15 protein-coding genes and 2 pseudogenes are annotated in these 17,989 nt (G+C 53.3%); 6 read left to right on the top strand and 11 right to left on the bottom strand.

All coding sequences use genetic code 11. From position 1 onward, the window contains the following. Positions 1–335: 335 nt before the first annotated feature. From AC13CY_RS12535 to AC13CY_RS12490, 10 genes and pseudogenes are all read right to left on the bottom strand, one after another. On the bottom strand, positions 336–1,514 hold the full coding sequence (locus tag AC13CY_RS12535) for an MFS transporter (RefSeq protein ID WP_483052615.1): 1,179 nt from the start codon (positions 1,512–1,514) through the stop codon (positions 336–338). Between the two features lie 3 nt (positions 1,515–1,517). Next, entirely contained in the window at positions 1,518–2,450 is a 933-nt protein-coding gene (locus AC13CY_RS12530) for a hydroxymethylglutaryl-CoA lyase (RefSeq protein WP_483052614.1), read from the bottom strand. After that, a complete protein-coding gene (locus tag AC13CY_RS12525; RefSeq protein WP_483052613.1) occupies positions 2,447–4,408 on the bottom strand; it encodes an aconitate hydratase in 1,962 nt (653 codons plus the stop codon). The genes AC13CY_RS12530 and AC13CY_RS12525 overlap by 4 nt, the downstream gene beginning before the upstream one ends. Then, positions 4,401–4,922, bottom strand: a complete 522-nt coding sequence (locus AC13CY_RS12520) for a TRAP transporter small permease subunit (protein ID WP_483052612.1) — start codon at positions 4,920–4,922, stop codon at positions 4,401–4,403. The genes AC13CY_RS12525 and AC13CY_RS12520 overlap by 8 nt, the downstream gene beginning before the upstream one ends. Positions 4,923–4,933: 11 nt before the next feature. After that, positions 4,934–5,980, bottom strand: a complete 1,047-nt coding sequence (locus AC13CY_RS12515) for a TRAP transporter substrate-binding protein (RefSeq protein ID WP_483052611.1) — start codon at positions 5,978–5,980, stop codon at positions 4,934–4,936. A gap of 85 nt (positions 5,981–6,065) precedes the next feature. Continuing rightward, on the bottom strand, positions 6,066–7,355 hold the full coding sequence (locus AC13CY_RS12510; protein ID WP_483052610.1) for a TRAP transporter large permease: 1,290 nt from the start codon (positions 7,353–7,355) through the stop codon (positions 6,066–6,068). Positions 7,356–7,367: 12 nt separating this feature from the next. Then, positions 7,368–8,585, bottom strand: a complete 1,218-nt coding sequence (locus AC13CY_RS12505; RefSeq protein WP_483052609.1) for a CaiB/BaiF CoA transferase family protein — start codon at positions 8,583–8,585, stop codon at positions 7,368–7,370. Between the two features lie 42 nt (positions 8,586–8,627). Continuing rightward, positions 8,628–9,335, bottom strand: coding sequence for a GntR family transcriptional regulator (locus AC13CY_RS12500; protein ID WP_483052608.1), 708 nt, complete (start codon positions 9,333–9,335; stop codon positions 8,628–8,630). A 377-nt stretch (positions 9,336–9,712) separates the two neighbouring features. Then, positions 9,713–10,517, bottom strand: a pseudogene (locus tag AC13CY_RS12495) (IS5 family transposase); the annotation flags it as partial. Between the two features lie 200 nt (positions 10,518–10,717). Continuing rightward, a complete protein-coding gene (locus tag AC13CY_RS12490; protein WP_483052607.1) occupies positions 10,718–12,133 on the bottom strand; it encodes an amidase in 1,416 nt (471 codons plus the stop codon). A 188-nt stretch (positions 12,134–12,321) separates the two neighbouring features. Here AC13CY_RS12490 and AC13CY_RS12485 point away from each other — a divergent pair, with 188 nt between their 5' ends. From AC13CY_RS12485 to AC13CY_RS12460, 6 genes and pseudogenes are all read left to right on the top strand, one after another. Further along, a complete protein-coding gene (locus tag AC13CY_RS12485) occupies positions 12,322–13,506 on the top strand; it encodes an ABC transporter substrate-binding protein (RefSeq protein ID WP_483052606.1) in 1,185 nt (394 codons plus the stop codon). Between the two features lie 33 nt (positions 13,507–13,539). Further along, entirely contained in the window at positions 13,540–14,427 is an 888-nt protein-coding gene (locus AC13CY_RS12480) for a branched-chain amino acid ABC transporter permease (RefSeq protein ID WP_483052605.1), read from the top strand. After that, the gene (locus tag AC13CY_RS12475) at positions 14,424–15,377 is read left to right on the top strand and encodes a branched-chain amino acid ABC transporter permease (RefSeq protein WP_483052604.1); all 954 of its coding nucleotides are present in this window, start codon (positions 14,424–14,426) and stop codon (positions 15,375–15,377) included. Before AC13CY_RS12480 ends, AC13CY_RS12475 begins: the two co-directional genes overlap by 4 nt. Further along, positions 15,355–16,071: an ABC transporter ATP-binding protein gene (locus AC13CY_RS12470; protein WP_483052603.1), complete on the top strand. Its 717-nt coding sequence runs from the start codon at positions 15,355–15,357 to the stop codon at positions 16,069–16,071. Before AC13CY_RS12475 ends, AC13CY_RS12470 begins: the two co-directional genes overlap by 23 nt. After that, positions 16,071–16,796, top strand: a complete 726-nt coding sequence (locus AC13CY_RS12465; RefSeq protein ID WP_483052602.1) for an ABC transporter ATP-binding protein — start codon at positions 16,071–16,073, stop codon at positions 16,794–16,796. Before AC13CY_RS12470 ends, AC13CY_RS12465 begins: the two co-directional genes overlap by 1 nt. A 74-nt stretch (positions 16,797–16,870) precedes the next feature. Next, a pseudogene (locus AC13CY_RS12460) lies at positions 16,871–17,107 on the top strand (zinc ribbon domain-containing protein); the annotation flags it as partial. Positions 17,108–17,335: 228 nt separating this feature from the next. Here the strand turns inward: AC13CY_RS12460 and AC13CY_RS12455 are convergent. Next, positions 17,336–17,845: an FAD-binding protein gene (locus tag AC13CY_RS12455; protein ID WP_483052601.1), complete on the bottom strand. Its 510-nt coding sequence runs from the start codon at positions 17,843–17,845 to the stop codon at positions 17,336–17,338. Between the last annotated feature and the right edge of the window lie 144 nt (positions 17,846–17,989).

Genomic DNA, 17,989 nt, shown 5'->3' with positions numbered 1-17,989 from the left:
ATATTGGGCGGATGACGGTGCTCAAGACGCTGCGGAGCAGACTGAGTTATCCACGAGGAACTCCATGCTGACCGTCAATCGGCGACACTCTATCCAGAAGCAGTTCCAACCGACACGCGATCGCCAGATATGTGGTGCCTGGCGGGTGGAAAGCCATGACAAAACGGGCCGTCAGCACCGATCAGGACGGTGGGTTTTGGCAATAACGGGCTTGCGAAACGCAACTTGCACGGGCGAATGATCAAAAAGTGCTCGCTGGCGGTGATAGGGAAAGTGTCGGCGCCGGCTTCACGGATTCAGGTAATAAATAAGGTGGGCAGCCTAAGAGATTAGAATTAATTATATCTTTCTCGTCTCGCTTTATGGATAAACCATAATCCCAGTACCGAAACACCAGCAAGGATAGCAAAGACGGTCGTATAGTCGCCTAGCAGGCTATGAAGGATGGTTGCCGTAGGCAGACCGAGTAGAACGCCGCCATAGGTGAAAACCAAGCAACCACCTGCGGCATCGGCGATGCGGTTAGTTGGAGCCATATGAGTGATTTCGGCCAGGAAGACGCCGTTCCAGCCTAATGAAGAGAAACTCAGTAGCCCCAGTAGCACAATGACCAGCCACTTTGGCCAGGCTGGTGTCATGATTGCTACTAAAAGGGCTGTCGCGGCAGTGGTACAGGCGATGACAGCGAGCGCCATCAAACGATCGCCTAGCTGGTCACCTATCTCGCCCCAGCCAATGCGGCCCACTATGCCGGTCACTTGCACACCAGACATAACTAAGCCCGCTTCTACCAAGTTAAAGTCCAAATCTTCCACCAGCAGCGCCACTGTGAAAGCTGAAACTGAGAGCTGAATCGCCGAGAAGCATAGGCTAAGCAGCGCGACATAGCGTAACGACCGCTGTCGCCATACCACACCGAGCCCGGAGAAGGGCATTGCTAGCCACGGTGTGTTTGGGTCTCGCTGGTCATCCCAGCTCGTCCGTTGCCATTGCAGGGCGATGATACCGAGCAGTGCAATGGTGCTGAGCAGGAGCAGCCCGGCCTGCCAGCCCACAGCCAAGGCCAAAAAGGGCGCGCTTGCCCCCGCGATCACACCCCCCAGGGGCACACCCGACTGCTTCAATGAAAAGATCAGACTGAGTCGTGCAGGCGGGGTAAAGCGCACCAGCAACACTGAGGCGGAGGGATTGGTCATCCCGTAACCCAAGCCAGCGATGAGAGAGGCTAAGGCAAAGGTCGGCAAGGCCGGGATCGTCATCACTGCGGCGCCACTGCCGAGCAAAGCTAGGGAGAGTTGGCTGGTGCGACAGGGTCCTAGCCGCCTAGTGAGTGGGCCACCCACCAACGATGTAATCATGGCTCCGGCGAAAATCAAGCTCACCTGCAAGCCAATTGTGGCCGAGGAGACCCCCAGGACACTGGATAGTTCTGGGGCGATGGCTGAAGGAAATAGAGCCACTAGCGCGGAGAAGGCCAGCACCAGCGTAGTCGACAGTAGCACGATGACCGACACGGTTTAGCGCAACCTTTCTCGCGGCACCTGGCGCAGATGGCTGGCGGTCTGGCCGCCGGGCAGGGCAGCGATCAGGTCGGCCGCCACGAGCAGTTTTCGCAGGTCGATCCCCGTGGTCACTCCGCCGCCTTGAAGGGCATAGAGCAGGTCTTCCGTAGCCGTATTGCCGGTTGCCCCGGGGGCGAAAGGACAACCTCCTAGGCCAGCGCAAGCGCTATCCACCGCTGTGGCACCGTGATGTATTGCAAAGAGTGCATTCGCTACGCCCATGCCGTAGGTATCGTGCCCGTGGAAGGCCCATGCCAGGCCTTTGTCGTCATGGCGTTCGCGAAGTTGGGTGAAATGCTCAGCAACCTGATAGGGGCTGGCCCGGCCGGTGGTGTCGCATAATGCCACTTCCATTGGCAATCCGTCTGTCAGCCGGGTGGCTTTGTTGAGGACGCGGTCAACCTGTTGCCAGCCAATCGTGCCTTCGTAGGGGCAATCAAAGCAAGTGCCGAGATCCAGACGTAACCGGGTTCCTTCGGTCTGGCGTAGGCGATCAGCCACTCGGCCGAGATCCTCTAGAGACTCCTCGACGCTTCGTCGTACATTGCTGCGATTATGGGACTCTGAGACCGAGACCACATAGACAACTTCGTGGATGCCGTGCTCCAGGGCCAGCTCGGCTCCCTTTAGATTAGGTACGAGCGCTGAAAGACGCAGTGCTGACTGGTCGGCGAAGGCCGCGATGAGTTTGTCGATATCGGCCATCTGTGGAATGGCCTTGGGACTCACGAAAGAACCGATTTCGAGGCGAGTGATGCCTGCATCGATGAGAGCGGAAATGCAGTGCTGCTTATCGATGGTGGCCAGCGGGTCGTTGATCGACTGGAAGCCATCACGGGGAGCAACCTCGACGATTTCCACGTTTGCTGGAGGGGTGAGCAGCGTCATGACAACGCCTCCTGTTTATTAGAGTCAGACCGTTGCCTTAGCCAGTTGATAACACCGCCGGACGTGAGAATCTTAATCTGGCGCGGACTTAGCTGGTGGTTGAGGATTAAATGCTCGCCACCAAGATGGGCATTAATTGTTAGTCCTTTGCGAAGTTGGTTGGGAATATCGTCGATAATCAGTGTCTGGGCTTCGATGATGCGATCGTAGTCTGCTGGGTCGGTAAAGGTCAGTGGAAGTACCCCGAAGCAGGGTAGGTTCTGCCAGTGGATGCGAGCGAAGCTTTTCGCGACGACTATCTGTAGGCCCAGCAGGCGGGGGACGATAGCCGCATTTTCACGGCTCGACCCCTGTCCGTAATTTGCGCCGCCCACGATGACATGGCCGGCTGCTCCTTGTTGGCGTGCGCGGCCCACGTAATCGGGGTCCAGAGTCTCAAAGGTGTGTTCTGCTGAGGCGTAGACATTGCTCCAGAGCGGCAGTACTTTCGCTCCCGCAGGCATTATATCGTCGGTAGAGACATTGTCGCCGGTTTTGAGTAGAACGGGTGCTTCAATTCGCTGGGGCAGGGTGTCTAGCATTGGCAACGCAGGGGTGTTGTCAGTAGCCAACAGCGATACTCGTCGAGCTCGCTCCGGTGGAAGGGGAGGTATGAACCAGCTCTCGTTCACCACCATGCTTGCTGGCTCTTGAACGCTTGGATAGGCCATGTCGAGACTGCGGGGGTCGGTAATCATGCCCGTAATGGCCGAAGCGGCGGCGGTCTCGGGGCTGCATAGGAATACGCTGTCCTCGCGTGTACCGGACCGCCCTGGAAAATTGCGTGGGACGGTTCGTAGACTGTTGCGCCCCGCTGCTGGTGCTTGGCCCATACCAATGCAGCCATTACAGCCCGGCTGGTGTAGGCGAGCGCCTGCGTCCACTAGGGTACTAAGGTGGCCCTCGTTAATCAGAGCAGTAAGGACCTGGCGGGTGGAGGAATTGATATCCAACGAGACGTTGTCAGCCACGCTGCGACCCTGAACAATCTCGGCGACCATGGCGAAGTCTCGGTAACCCGGGTTACCAGAGGAGCCAATGTAGGCTTGGTAGAGCGGCTTACCGGCAACTTCAGCCACTGGAACTACTTTGTCCGGGCTAGAAGGTAAGGCGATTAGGGGTTCCAGTTTGGCCAGATCAATATACTCGGTACGGTCATAGTGGCACCCCAGGTCTGCAGCAAGCGGCTGCCAATCTGCTTCGCGTCCGCGCTTTTTCAGGAAGTCCCGAGTGACTTCGTCACTCGGGAAGACACTAGCAGTTGCGCCCATCTCGGTACCCATATTGGCAATGACATGGCGATCCATGGCATCCAAGGCCGCAAGACCTGGGCCGTGGTACTCGAGAATACAGTTCTTTGCCCCGGCAACGCCGTGTCGACGTAATAGCTCTAGGATTACGTCTTTAGCGCTGACCCAATCGGGTAGTTCGCCCTCAAGGTAGACACCGATGATTTCCGGCATTGGTAAATAGAGGGGCTCTCCTGCCATGGCCATGGCCACCTCAATGCCCCCTGCGCCGAGGGCCAGCATACCCAAAGCACCAGCTGCAGTGGTGTGGCTATCGCAGCCAACAAGGCTTTGGCCGGGAACGCCGAACCGCTCCATATGCACCGGATGGCTGATACCATTGCCTGGTCCACTGTACCAGACACCGAGCCGCTCGCAGGCACTCTTCAGGAAAAGGTGGGAATCTGCGTTGATGTTGTCCTGCTGGATCAGCGTATGATCAATGTACTGCACGCTTGGATTGGTGCGTACTCGCTCAATGCCCATCGCATCGAGTTCCAGCATGACCAGCGTGCCAAGAATATCTTGCAGCAGCGCTTGATCCATGCGCAGGGCGATTTCATGTCCCGGGATCATCTCACCACCGACGAGATGAGAGGTAATCAGCTTATGGCTCAAAGTTTCAGTCATGAGAGGATGCCTCTTTGTCAGCGGTTCCCTTTAGGCGAGGGATGGCGGTCAGCGCATCAACCAGGAACTGCAACCCTAGGGCGGCGAAGCCAACTGGTAGCAGCGCATAGGGATACACCATGGGCGTGCCCAGCGAGCTGGAAACTCTTTCTCCGTACTCGAGGGCCTGTATGGCCATAGTGCTACCGCGCCACACTAGGATGGTGCAAAAGGTGACCCCTAGCAGCCCGGTAATCAAATCGATGGCGGCGCGCAGGTGTAAAGGAAGTTTGTCCTTGAAGTAGGTGATGCGGATATGAGCGTCGTGGCGCTGGGCTTCGGCTGCACCGATTACGGCTAGGTAGACTAGCAGGAAGGAGTTAATTTCCAGACTCCAACTGGTCGGGGCCGTGAAAGCATAGCGCATGATGGCGTCATAGCAGATTGACGCCATCATGAACACCAGCACTGCCATCGACGTCCAGCGCAGGACTGTTAGCAATCCGTCCCAGCTGCGCATGGCAGTCATCATCATAGTAATCCCCTTCAAGCCTCACCAAGGGCCAGCGCAATTGCACGGTTCCCGACATCTTCGCCAACTTCTTCCTTCCACTTATCCCAGACGTCCTGAACACCGGTATTGAATGTCTCTAGATCCTCACCGGTGGGCTCGACGATCTCGACGCCTGCCTGTTCCACCTGGGGCCAGTACTCGTTGGGGTAGATGTCATTATTACAGTGATCAATAAAGTTGGCGTCGTACCAGTCGGCGGCTTTCTGCACCACGGCACGGACGTCGTCGTCCAGATTGTCCCAGGTGTCTCGTAGCATGAAGGGCGCCACTGAGAAGCCGGTGATCGGGAGCTTGTAGCAGACCTTTAACTGCTCCTGGAGGCTGCGGCCTATGACCGTTGAGATGTTAAAGACACCTGCATCAACGGTGCCTCGCTGTAGCGCCATGTAGGTTTCTGAGGAGGGGATACGTGTCGCACCAATATTGTAGGGCTCGAAGGCCTGGGTGGCTTCGAAGCCGACGATGCGTACTTTCTTGCCACGTACAGCATCAAGTTGCCGAATAGGGCTCTTATCGGTGCTCCATAGGTACTCTGGCTCAAGGATGCCGCCCCCGGATGAGAGCATGTAAAGGTTTTCCTCGGCCAATACCTCGTTGATTAATTCCATCAAGGGGCTGCCTTGGCGAAGGCGTTCCGGGTGCCGGTAGAGCTCACCGACCACGCCGGGTAGACCTGTGACGCCAAGAATGGGGATCGATCGGGTAATGTAGGAGAACGTGTGGAACATGAAGTCGATGCTTCGCGCGCGTAGCGCTGGCAGCTGCTCGTCTACCTTGAGCAGTTGGCCAGAGTCATAGAAGTCAACTGAGAGGGTGTCGCCGCCTTGCTCCTTAAGCATTTCCACGAAACGGTTAGATCCATAGGTTAACGCCTTATAGGAGTCGGGCAGGTAGGTGACACCGGTTAGTGTAGTGGCAGCATGGCTGCGTGGAGCCAGTAAGGTCTGAGTGCCGAACAATGTGGCACCGGCTGTGGCGAAAGTTCCATACTTCAGTACTTGGCGACGAGACAAGGTCATGGTGAATCTCCTGCTTGTTGTTGTGATGGACCTTTGTGAAGGACAGTTGTGATGACTTTACTTCACTGACGTTGAAACACCGGGGCTACATAAGTCCCGGCAACCACAAGCTAATACTGGGGAAGAACACGAACAGCATCAGCACGAGGAACTGCACGACCACGAAGGGTAGAGCGCTTTTGATAATTTCTTCCACTGAGAGCTCGGGGCACACCCCACGCAGTGCATAAAGGTTGAGACCTACGGGAGGGGTAACCACGGCAATTTCAAGGTTGAGCACCATGACGATACCGAACCACAGTGGGTCATAGCCCAGCGCGGTGATCAGTGGCAGCAACACCGGGGTGGTCACCACGATTAGTGACACGGCGTCGACGATCATGCCGAGTAGGATAAGCAGCAGCATCACCGCAACGAGAATTGCCCAGGCGGGTAGGCCCGTGGAGGTGAGAGCCTCGGTGAGTAGCTGCGGGACCCGCACCATATTGAGGTAGTCGCCGAATATCTTGGCGCAACCGATGATGAGCAAGATCGCGCCGCTGATTCGGGCGGTGGTAGCAAGTATCTCCAAAAACTTGCGCCAACTTAAGCTGCGAAATACCAGAGTGGCGATCAGGAAAGCACCGGCTGCACCGATGCCGGCCGCTTCGCTGGGCGTAGCTAGGCCTGAATATATGGAGCCTAGTACTGCCACTACTAGCAGACCTGCGTGCCATATATTGGCTAGGCTCGCCCAGCGCTGACGCCAAGTGAAGCGCTCCTCGCTGGCTGGTGCCTCTGCTGGGTTTAATCGCACGCGGATGTAAATAAACAGTGACAGAGCAAGTGCTAGCACTATGCCGGGCACGATGCCGCCGATGAAGAGGTCGGCTACTGAGACGCTGGAGACCGCTCCGTAGATAATGAAGGGCACACTGGGTGGTATCAGCATGGCCAGAGCGCCGGCGCTGACGACGGCACCAGCGGCCAGCGAACGGCTGTAGCCCCGGGATAGCATCTGCGGTACGGCGATGGAACCCACTGCGGCGACTCCGGCAAGGCTCACACCCGAGACCGCCCCAAACATCGCTGAGGCACCCACTGAGGAGATAGCTAGGCTGCCTCGTAGCCAGTTGAGCCAGCGTACAGCGGCGGTGAACAGGCTTGAGCCGACCGGGGTCGCTCCCAGGAAATTACCCATAAGGATGAAGAGAGGCAGGGCGATCAGCTCGAAGGCGTTGAGCTGGCCGAACAGGGATGAGGGGGCAAAGAAAAATGCCAGTGAACCGCGGGCCATATATAGGCCCAGTAATCCAGAGAGACCAAGTGCCAAAAAAATCGGTACTCCGAAAGCGATAAGCCCGATCAGGGCAAAAAGGACAAAAACTGGATCCATGGTAAGCCTCCGTCAGATTACCTGGTTTTCGCGTAGGTCGGCGAGTGCATTGGCATCAAGACCAAGCCAATCGGTAAGGATGGCTTCAGTATGCTCTCCCAAAGTGGGACCCACGTGGCGAACACTTCCCGGAGTACTTGAGAGACGTGGAAAAACGTTTTGCATCGGCAGTGGTTTGCCGTGTTGATCAGATACTTCGACAATAGCTTCACGAGCCTGAAAATGGGGGTCATCAAGCATGTCGGGGGCACTGTATACTAAGCCTGCTGGGACACCAGCTTCAGCTAGGAGATCAACAATATGCTGTGCATCGTGTTGTAGTGTCCATGCGGAGATGAGGTCGTCTATAGCCTGCTGATGATCGCCTCGAGCTCGGTGTGTGGCAAAATTAGGATGGTCGGCTAAGCTTGGTTGACCCATTGCTTGGCAAAGACGAGAGAAGACTGTGTCTTGATTAGCTCCAATAATGACGTCGCGCCCATCCCGAGCTGGATAGGCATTGGAGGGAGCGATTCCTTTTAAAAAGCTACCACTTCGCTCGCGAATCTTACCAGCACGTGCGTATTCAGGAATAAGGCTTTCCATCATTGCTAGTACCGATTCAAAAATACTGCTATCGACTACTTGGCCGTGTCCAGAACGTTCGCGGTGATGTAGAGCCATCATGGTGCCGAGGGCGGCATGCAAACCTGCCAATGTATCACCGATTGAAATGCCAACGCGGACTGGAGGGCGATCTGGGTAACCGCTTAAGTAGCGTAGTCCCCCCATGGCCTCGCAGACGGAGGCGAAACCGGCTCTTGAGGCGTAAGGACCGTCCTGGCCAAAGCCAGTGACCCTCACCATCACTAAGCCAGGGTTGACTTGCGAGAGCTCGTCGTATGAAAGTCCCCAGCGTTCCATGGTGCCAGGACGAAAATTCTCAATAATGACATCGACTTTTTTGACCAACTCGCGTAATACTTCTTGTCCACGTGTTTGGCGAAGATCCAAGGTAAGAGACTGTTTATTGCGACCGATGACGTTCCACCAGAGGGGCTCGCCTGTATCTCTATCTGCTGCACCCCACTGGCGCATAGCGTCACCTTTACCAGGCGGTTCGATTTTAATGACCTGGGCACCAAAGTCAGCCAATACTTGACCACAGTAAGGCCCGGCAATCAGCTGGCCAAGTTCCAGAACTTTAATGTCGCTTAGAGGAGTTGATAGTTGGGCTTTGTTTTGAATCATTGTTGTTGTAATGCCTCTATTGAATTATTGGGTAGATGCTCGCTAGCCGTCGGGAGCGTCGGAAAAATGGAAATGCAACGCTTGAGCTGCGAGCAGGTGAGCACTCATGATCTGTTCAGCCCATAATGGGCTTCTCGCAGTAATAGCCTCTAAAATCTCACGATGGTGGCGCATGCTTCGGCGAAGATTAGCAAGGCCGTAGTTACCAAAATTGCGTCGTATTACCGAGGTGCGCACCACGCTCTCCAGCACGCTATCCAGCACGCTATCCAGGCGCTGATTTCCACTCGCGCGTATTAGTTCACGGTGAAATTTGTGGTTGAGCGAAGCAATCTCGTTACGAACAGATGGCTCCGTCTCGGCCAACTCTGTGAGCTGTTCCATGCGCGAGGCCATCGTTTCGAGCCTGGCAAGGCAGTCCATATCCATGCGTTCACATGCCATGCGTACCGCCATAGGTTCTAAAACCAGTCGTAGTTCAAAGACCTCACGAGCATCCTTCTCCGTCCAGGCCGCCACACGAGAACCATGATGAGGGATCATCTCAAGCCAGCCTTCTGACACTAATTCTCGTAGGGCCTCACGGACAGGCGTTCTACTCACTTTGAGTTCACGGGCGATGTTTGCTTCACGAATGTACTCATGAGCTTGGTAGTGGCCATCCAAAATCCGCTGTTTGAGGACTTCATGCACCTTAGTAGTGGCTGTTTGGGCCACAGGAAAAGGGGCTGTGTGAGCTGCGTTGGCCATCTAGTTTCTCAACATTGTATGCAGTTTTTAATTTAGAAGAGCATTTGGCCCCAATAAATTAAACTTTTGTCTATTATTGTATGCAATTTGGGTGTTTAGAGTTCAGTGAGCGCGGCAGGCGAAATTGGTGGAATGAAAACAGAGAAGTATGTGGGAGAAAAATAAATTATGTTATCTCATAACAATTATAGTTGGGCGTTATTAGCACGATCAATCCATTAGCTTGGTCATTGGGCTCCTTTTATTCTTAGGGAATCGCTGAACAATTCATCACTGGGTAACTGAAGTGGTTAATAAGTGGTGTCTTTGCTATCACTATTTAGCCACACCGGTGTTTTATTACCGGACAGCCTTGTTTCCGGCTGACAGGCCGGATTTTAAGACCCACTCACCCCATCAGCGTGTTCTCGTATCGTCCAGCCAGGACTAGATTGGCTAACGCAAATAGGCTGAACAACTGTGCTTGATTCTTGGCCAGTCCTTTGTGGCTAACCTTGCGATAGCCAAACAGATTTTTGAACACATAAAACGGATGCTCGACCTTGGTACGGATACTGGCTTTGGTCTTTGCGAAGGCCAGCAGCGTTTTCTTCCGGCTGTCTTCTTTCTTAAACGTACCGCGTCTGACAGCAACACAGCACCCAGTTTCTGGATTCGGCGTGTCTGCACCCAGATAGTTCGCCATGCCGAGATACCCCGCATTGCCGTATATCAGTTTGTTATCCTCTCGGAGCAGATGCCCACCATGGTGATCTCGGCGATATTCGCTGAGGTGGCGATCATATGGTGGGTCACGGCATCAACGGCGATATGGGCTTTCATCCCGCAGAACCACTGATTTTCCTTTCGGGTTTGCTTCATCTCCAGATCACGTTGCTTGGCTTTGTTTTTGGTGGAAGACGGCGCCGCCATAAGGGTGGCGTCAACGATAGTGCCCTCGCGCATGAAGAGGACCTGTTCGGCATGGCTAGTTTTGATCTCCTCTAAGTTGTTGGGTCAGCGCATGCTTCTCTAGCAGATGGCGAAAGCGAAGCAACGTGGTCGCATCGGGAATACTCTCGATGGCAGGGTCGATACCGATGAAGTCATGCATGGCTTGGCTGTCATAGATGGTATCTCAAGCGCCTCAGCAGTCAGTGCAATCCATTGTTGAAGGAAATGGATTCTCACAATATGATCAAGGCACGAAGCCACTCATCGGCAGGTCCTTTCCGAATAGTGAACTGGCGATTCAACTCAACCTAATGATAGTCAATTGGGGTAGCAGGCCGACTTCGCACCTTCAGCAGCGCTGTGGAATTCCGGTATCAGGATAGAACATATTACTTGTGAAACATCACACTAACACTTAACACCGAGATGAGCTGGCAGTATAAATTTACTCAACGAAGCTTATGCCCCCGAAAAGGTTTAGGTTGTACTGGTGGATCAAGAAGAGCCTCTAATGCAACAGCAATAGCTAATAATCTCGCATCAAAATTTCCTTGGCCGTTTAATTGCAAGCCTAGTGGCAAGCCATCCGAATTTGTTCCCATTGGTAGGGTAACGGCGCACCAACCGAAATAATTGGCAGGCTGGGTATTGCGCGTCATTCCCATCGCAGCCTGCATCGCCATGTCAGGATCCTCTAATTCACTCAGCTTCTGCGGAGGTGCCTGAGTGGTTGGACTAACAATTATATCTACCTTATCAAACAGAGGTTTAGCCGCCTCAATATGACAGCGTCGCTCTTCAGCCAGAGCTAGGTAATGATGAGCCTTAATATCAATACCTCTATCAATGCGTGCACGAATAATGGGATCGACAAGCGCTTTATGGTCCATAAAGAACTCTTCTCCCAGCCATGCGAGTAAATGCGCCGGCATGGCGACAGGGAAGTAGCGTTCACGTCCATCCACATCGGGTACGTGTAGGGAAACTTGCTTTACACCACTCGCTTTAAGACCTGAAAGGGCAAGCTCAAATGCGTTTTTCATTTCCGCATCGACGCCATCAAGGAAGTAATTGTCCGGCACGCCCAATGTAAGTTGACCAGGGTTTATAGAAGCATGGTGAGGTTGATATGACGGATTGATTCTGGCATTCAACGCATCGAAGGCAATGGCAGCATCCTGAGCAGTCCGAGTGAGTAAGCCGATGGAGTCGGTATTGGGTTCAAGGGGAAAAGCACCGTCAGTGGGCCACAGGCCTACCGTGGTTTTTAAGCCGAACAAGCCGCACATCGCTGCTGGTACCCTGACAGATCCTCCTGTATCGCTACCAATAGATAAACCACATAAACCCGATGAGAGCGCAACCCCAGCGCCTGAGCTTGACCCCCCTGGCAGCCGATGTTGCTGGTCATCCCATGGGTTCCAGGGCGTACCACGAGATATTGAGTGTCCTGTTATCCCGAGCGCAAACTCGACCATCCGAGTAGTCCCCAGAATTACGCAACCCGACGACTTCAACGCGCGGATGAAGGTTCCTTCTTGCGTGCCCAGTTTGTCCTGAATAGGCAAATTGGAGCCTGCATGCGGACTCATTCCATCGATAACAAACAGATCCTTAACCGATATTGGTAGTCCCATCAGCGGCCCCAAGTCGATTCCGTTGGCCAATAGCGTATCCATGGCGCGTGCAGTGGATAGAGCACGGCGGGCATCCACTGTTTCATAGGCACAGAGCAATGGATCCAATATGTCGATACGGGCTAAATACGCGCTAACTGCTTGCTCCGAAGTGATTTCACCTCTGCGTAGCGCGGCGGCAAAGCCAGCAATTCCGAGGGACGCTACTGGATCCGAAGGCATTGACATGAAAACTCCTTATTTAATAAATGGGCGAACAGCTTGGTTAATTATTGAGTAAGAGGACGTACCGTTTATTGACTTTGTCTTGCAGCCGTTAGCAGGCTTGGTCTATACATGATTAGTCGTGAATAATCGAAAAGCCACTAAAAAATCGGCGTAAATAATTTTTATAGATCTTGATGGGAGACAAAACAATGAAGAAATTGATCGCTACCGCTTCCGTTGCCCCCTGGCTTCTAGTGACCCCCGCCGTATTAGCTGATATCGAAGTTGGTGTCATTAACAGTTTGTCGGGACCCTTCGCAGCATTTGGTGAGCGCTATCAGGCAGGAATGGAAGCCGCATTGGAGGAAATCAACGAAGGCGGTGGGGTGAGGGGAGAATCCCTAGCGTTGGCTGTGCAAGATGACCGCTCTGAAGCTACCAGTGCGTTAGCAGCGATCGAGTCACTTAATCGACAGAATGTTCCTTTGATTATGGGCTCCTATGCATCAAGTATCACTGGGCCGATGGCGCAGCTGATGACCCGTCAAGAAATTCCTCTCATTGTGCTTGGTAGCGCAGACAATAGCATTACCAAACCTGGCTCGCCCTGGGTATTCCGTGCCAAACACAACTCAACAATTGTGGCTGAAAGTTATTTCGACTATTTCGACTTTTTACGTGAACAAGACGATAGCTTGGAAACTGTCGCCATGCTGTATGGCAATGGTGCTTGGCCAGCATCATTGGCTGAAGAGGGCGCGCGTTTAGCAGAAGAACGGGGCTATGAAATTGTTGGAGACCAATCTTACGATCAGGGCACCTCTGATTTTCGACCCATCCTCAACCGTTTCCGCTCTGAAGAGCCCGACCTACTCTATGTGGTTGCCTACGCTGAAGATGGGGTCGCAATTGCGCGTCAGATGCGCGAGGTAAACCTCAATCCCAAGGCTGTGGCTATCGACACCGGCGCCGCCTTGCCTAGTTTCGTCGATCAGGTGGGTGATCTTGCCGAGTATGTGGCCACTGTGGTGAGTTGGAGTAAGGATGTTCAGTACGAAGGCGTGGAAGATCTCTATGAACGCCTAAAGGCCAAGACGGGCGAAGAGCCTACCTTCTACGAAGCAGAGGGCTATCTGGCGCTTCGTGTAGCGGCCGATGCGCTTGAGCGTGCCGACTCCCTTGAGCGTAGTGACGTAAGAGATGCGCTAGCCGAAACTGACTTAGATACACCGGTCACTCACGTTGTGTTTGAAAGCTTCGACGGTTTTCAAGGGCAGAACCCGATTCGCAGCCTTGTATTGCAGATCCAGGACGGTGAGCACGTCACCGTATTCCCAGCCGACCTGGCTGCTGAAGAAGTTCGATACCCAACTCCGGTATGGGACGAGCGCTAATCAGGACGCCTGCATGACATAACTAGAGAGGTCATGATGTTTGACTATGTATCCTTCCTGCAGAATCTGTCCAACGGAGTGCTGATTGGTGGAGTCTATGCGCTGATTGGAGTAGGGCTGACGCTGGTATTCGGGGTAATGAAGATAATCAACTTCGCCCACGGTGACTTCGTTATTCTGGGCATGTATTGTGCAGTATTGCTTAACTCCCTACTTGGCTGGGATCCATATCTATCTCTAATTGTTGCCATGCCTCTTGGGTTTTTGACCGGGGCATTACTACAGCGATTAGTGCTCTCCCGCTTAATGGAAGCACCGCCAGAAAGTTCGCTCCTGGTCACACTTGGGCTAGCCCTGGTTATTGGCAATATATTGTTACTGACCTTTGGTGCCGAGCCCAAGTCTGTCAATGTGTCGTATGCCTCCAGTACGGTTTCCCTGGGAGAGGTCAGCTTCTCAATGATCCTACTCCTGGCCGGCCTGGCAACGATGGTGGTTATTGCCGGACTCTATACGGTACTCAACTATACAGAACTGGGCCGTGCCATTCGTGCCACTGCTGACAATCGTTTGGGTGCTGAACTTGTCGGTATCAATACTCGATGGATTGAAGCCGTGGTCTTCGGTATTGGCATGGCACTGGCGGTAACCGCAGGTGTCGTGCTGATTCCGCTGCTGTTTGCCACACCGACATTTTCAGGTGCAATTTTCACGCTCAAGGCCTTTGTGGTCACCGTGCTAGGGGGGCTGGGTAATATTGGGGCTGCCATCGCCGGTGGTCTATTGCTGGGGGTAGTAGAAGTGATGGGGGCTTCTTACCTCACTTCGGACTATCGAGATGCCTACGGTCTACTGGTCTTCCTATTGATATTGTTGCTAAGACCTGAGGGCCTATTCGGTAAAACGGTGAAGCGCGTATGAAAAAGCATTACATCATTTTTGCCGGATTGGTGTTGGTGGGAATTCTCTATCCTCAGATGTTCCCCGGGTATCTATCGGTAGCCATTACATTGTTGTTATACGCTGGCTGGGCCACTGCCTGGGACATTTTGGGGGGGTGGGCCGGTCAGGTGAGCCTAGGCCATGCGAGCTTCGTAGGACTTGGCGCTTATTTCGTCGCTGTTGGGACTTCACATCATGAAATTGCTCCTTGGTGGACAATCCTAATGGCACTGGTCGCTGCCGCTGTACTGGCTTACCTATGGGGTCGTTTGACCTTCAAACTTAAGGGACCCTATTTCACCCTATCTACCATTGCTATTGCTGAGATCTTTCGACTGATCGCTATTAATGAAGGCTGGTTGACTGGAGGCGCAACCGGGGTCTTTATTATGACGTTGCCAGAGCCCTTCGGACTTGATTTGTTCTCTCGCCAGGTCAACTACTATCTAGCGCTTGCATTCGCGGCGATAACGGTGTTGGCCGTGATGCTTATATCCCGCAGTAAGTTCGGCTACCAGCTTCGCGCTGTGCGGGAAGATGAAGATTCCGCCATGGCATCAGGCATCAACCCCACCTCCGTGAAACTGAAAGCGTTCATGCTATCCGGTGCATTGACGGCGCTTGGAGGGGGTATCTATGCGATCTTTCTCTCCTTCATCGAACCACACATTATCTTTTACCTATTGTTGTCAGTGCAAATAGCCTTAACAGCCATCATCGGTGGCCGTGGAACCATCTGGGGGCCTTGCGTAGGGGCGCTATTGATTGTGGGTTCTGGTGAGATTTTCCGTACCACGTTTGCAGAGGCCAACATGTTGATTTACGGCTTGTTAATCATGGTCGTGGTTATTTTCATGCCTCGTGGAATCGTTGGCGAACCAGCGCGTTATTTGATCAGGAGGGTTTATGCCAAGCGCGCTCAAGGCTGATGGCATCACCGTAGCGTTCGGCGGTGTAGTGGCGGTGAACTCCGTTTCTCTGGATATCGAGCAGGGTAAGATTCTTGGGTTGATCGGGCCTAACGGGGCGGGAAAAACTACATTATTCAACGCTTTGACAGGCTTCGTTACCCCCCAGGAAGGCCGCATTTACTTACACGGTAATGAGGTCACCCGCCTTCCACCGTATATGCGTACCCGTGTTGGTATTGGCCGTACGTTTCAAACAGAAAGACCCTTTGAAGAACTGACATTGCTTGAAAACGTCCTGGTAGCAGCCTTCCTTAAAGAACCTAATCGCAAGAAAGCCGAACAATTGGCCATGAACGTTCTGGAAAAGGTGGGTCTTGCTGATCGCTATGATCAACCGGCCCTAGATCTAAACCTAGCCAGACGTCGACGTTTAGAGTTGGCTAAAGCCTTAGCTGTCCAGCCTAGCGTCCTATTTCTTGATGAGATGATGGCAGGTTTAAATCCACCAGCTCTCAAGGAAATGATCGAATTTGTGCGGCGATTGGCTGACCAGGATCTGACCATCGTAATGGTGGAACACATTATGGAAGCCATTATAGAGCTATCGGATCATGTGATTGTCATGGCAAACGGCAATGTGATTACCGAGGGTTTACCACGTGATGTGATCAAGGATCCACGTGTCATTACCGCCTATCTGGGGGAGGACTGATGGCAGACCAAGCAGATAATGTATTGAGTGTCCAGAATGTCGATCTTGGTTATGGTTCATTAAAGGTGGTCTTCGACGCTTCGTTGACGGTCAAAAGTGGTGAGCTGGTAGGGTTGATCGGTGGTAATGGTAGCGGTAAGTCGACCATCCTTCGAGCTGTGTCAGGGATGATCAAGCCCTGGAGAGGAACCATCCACTTTGATGGGCAAGAAGTTTCTGGACGAAAGCCTCATGAGATGGCACGAGTTGGGCTTGCCCATGTACCGATGGGGCGTCAACTGTTCGGCAATATGACAGTACAAGATAATCTGTTGCTGGGGGCCTCACTGCCCTCAGCACGTGACCGTCGTGACGAAAATTTGGAGAAAGTTCTTACGCTCTTTCCTGATCTCAAAAAGTACTCCCGCGAAAAAGCAGTACAACTTTCGGGGGGGCAACAGCAGATGGTGGCGATTGCTCGGGGATTAATGCTTGGTCCTAAGATGCTGCTGCTGGATGAACCGAGCCTGGGATTGTCGCCCCTTTTGGTCAAGGATGTGATGGCGGCAATACGCCGAGTAGCAGATACCGGCATGCCGATTTTGTTGGTCGAACAAAATGTTAAACAGGTACTACAGGTGAGCGATCGCGCTTACGTACTGGAAAATGGTTTTCAAGTTTTGGATGGCCCGTCTAGCGAACTCCAAGACAATGAAAAAATTAAAAAGGCATACTTAGGACTATAACAAAGGGTATACATTGAGAACAATGTGCTTATTCGAGCATACAAGATAAATTGGTGTCTAAAATACCCGGAGCAATTCACCAGATTGAGTACAAATCGGTTTGGGCAGGACGTCAGTTCGTCCAAATCGACCGCTGGTATCTCAGCTCGAAACGCCGTCAGAGCTGCGGCTTTGTGCTGGAATCATTACCGCTCAATGTTCGCACCTGGGATTGCCCAGACTGCGGCACTCAAGGCATTGATCGTGACCTCAATGCCGCCCGCAACATCCTACAAGCCGGCACCGCGCGGTTAGCCGGTGGTGAGAGTTGAAGTCACTGTCACTACCGAGGGGCACTCGAGAAGGCACGCCTGTGAAGTTTGGTAAGACCATCAATGCCAGTACATTGAAGGCGACGGACAACGAAGCAGGAACCGGGAAGGTAACAACCTGGGTTCCCCCCCACCACAACCACAAGCGCATTAGCGCCAAAGGTCGGGGAGGAGGTCAATTTTGTTATCCTGATCACTGCACTATAGTGTGTTCACTTCACAAGAGGCTTAAGGAAGTGCCGCCGAGCTGAGCTTCAAGTGCAGCAGTTCAGCGGCACTTTTGCCTGCCACCGCTCCTAGCACTACGGCACTCAACAGCCCATTACCGGAAAGATATCCACTGTCGTTGGAGCCGGAAATCCCACGCGCCGCCCCCCCCGCAGCAAACAGGTTGGGTAGTGCCTGCCCCTGGGTATTTAGTACGCGTGCTTTGCGATTCACTTCTAAACCGCCCTGAGTATGAAACAGTGCCCCTGTCACCCGAATGGCATAGTAGGGAGCTTTCAGCAAGTTGGCGAGTTCAAAGCGACGGCCAAACGCATCGGTCGTTTGCTGCTCCGCATGCTGCTGCATCTGGTCGAAGGTAGCTTGCAGTACGCCAAGGGGCAGCTTCAGACCAGTGGCCATCTCCTCAAGGGTTGAGAAGCTGCGTACTGCGCCGCTCTCCTGAGCGTTGCGATAGTCCTCAAATGCCTGGGCAGATTTATGAATGCGGGCGTCATAAAGATTCCAGGCCACTTGCTCCGGTTGGAGTTAAGCTCAGTTCTTGTGTATGGAGGGCAGTAGAGAGGGTGGCGTATCCTGTTGATTGATCTCGCCAGATCACAACCAACATAGGACGGATACGCCATGAGCAATTCTACTCTCCAAGCCGTGACGCAG

The organism is Vreelandella sp. L-15 (assembly GCF_056857635.1).
Note: the sequence above shows the minus strand (reverse complement) of the source record. Positions and strands in the feature narration are given on the sequence as shown.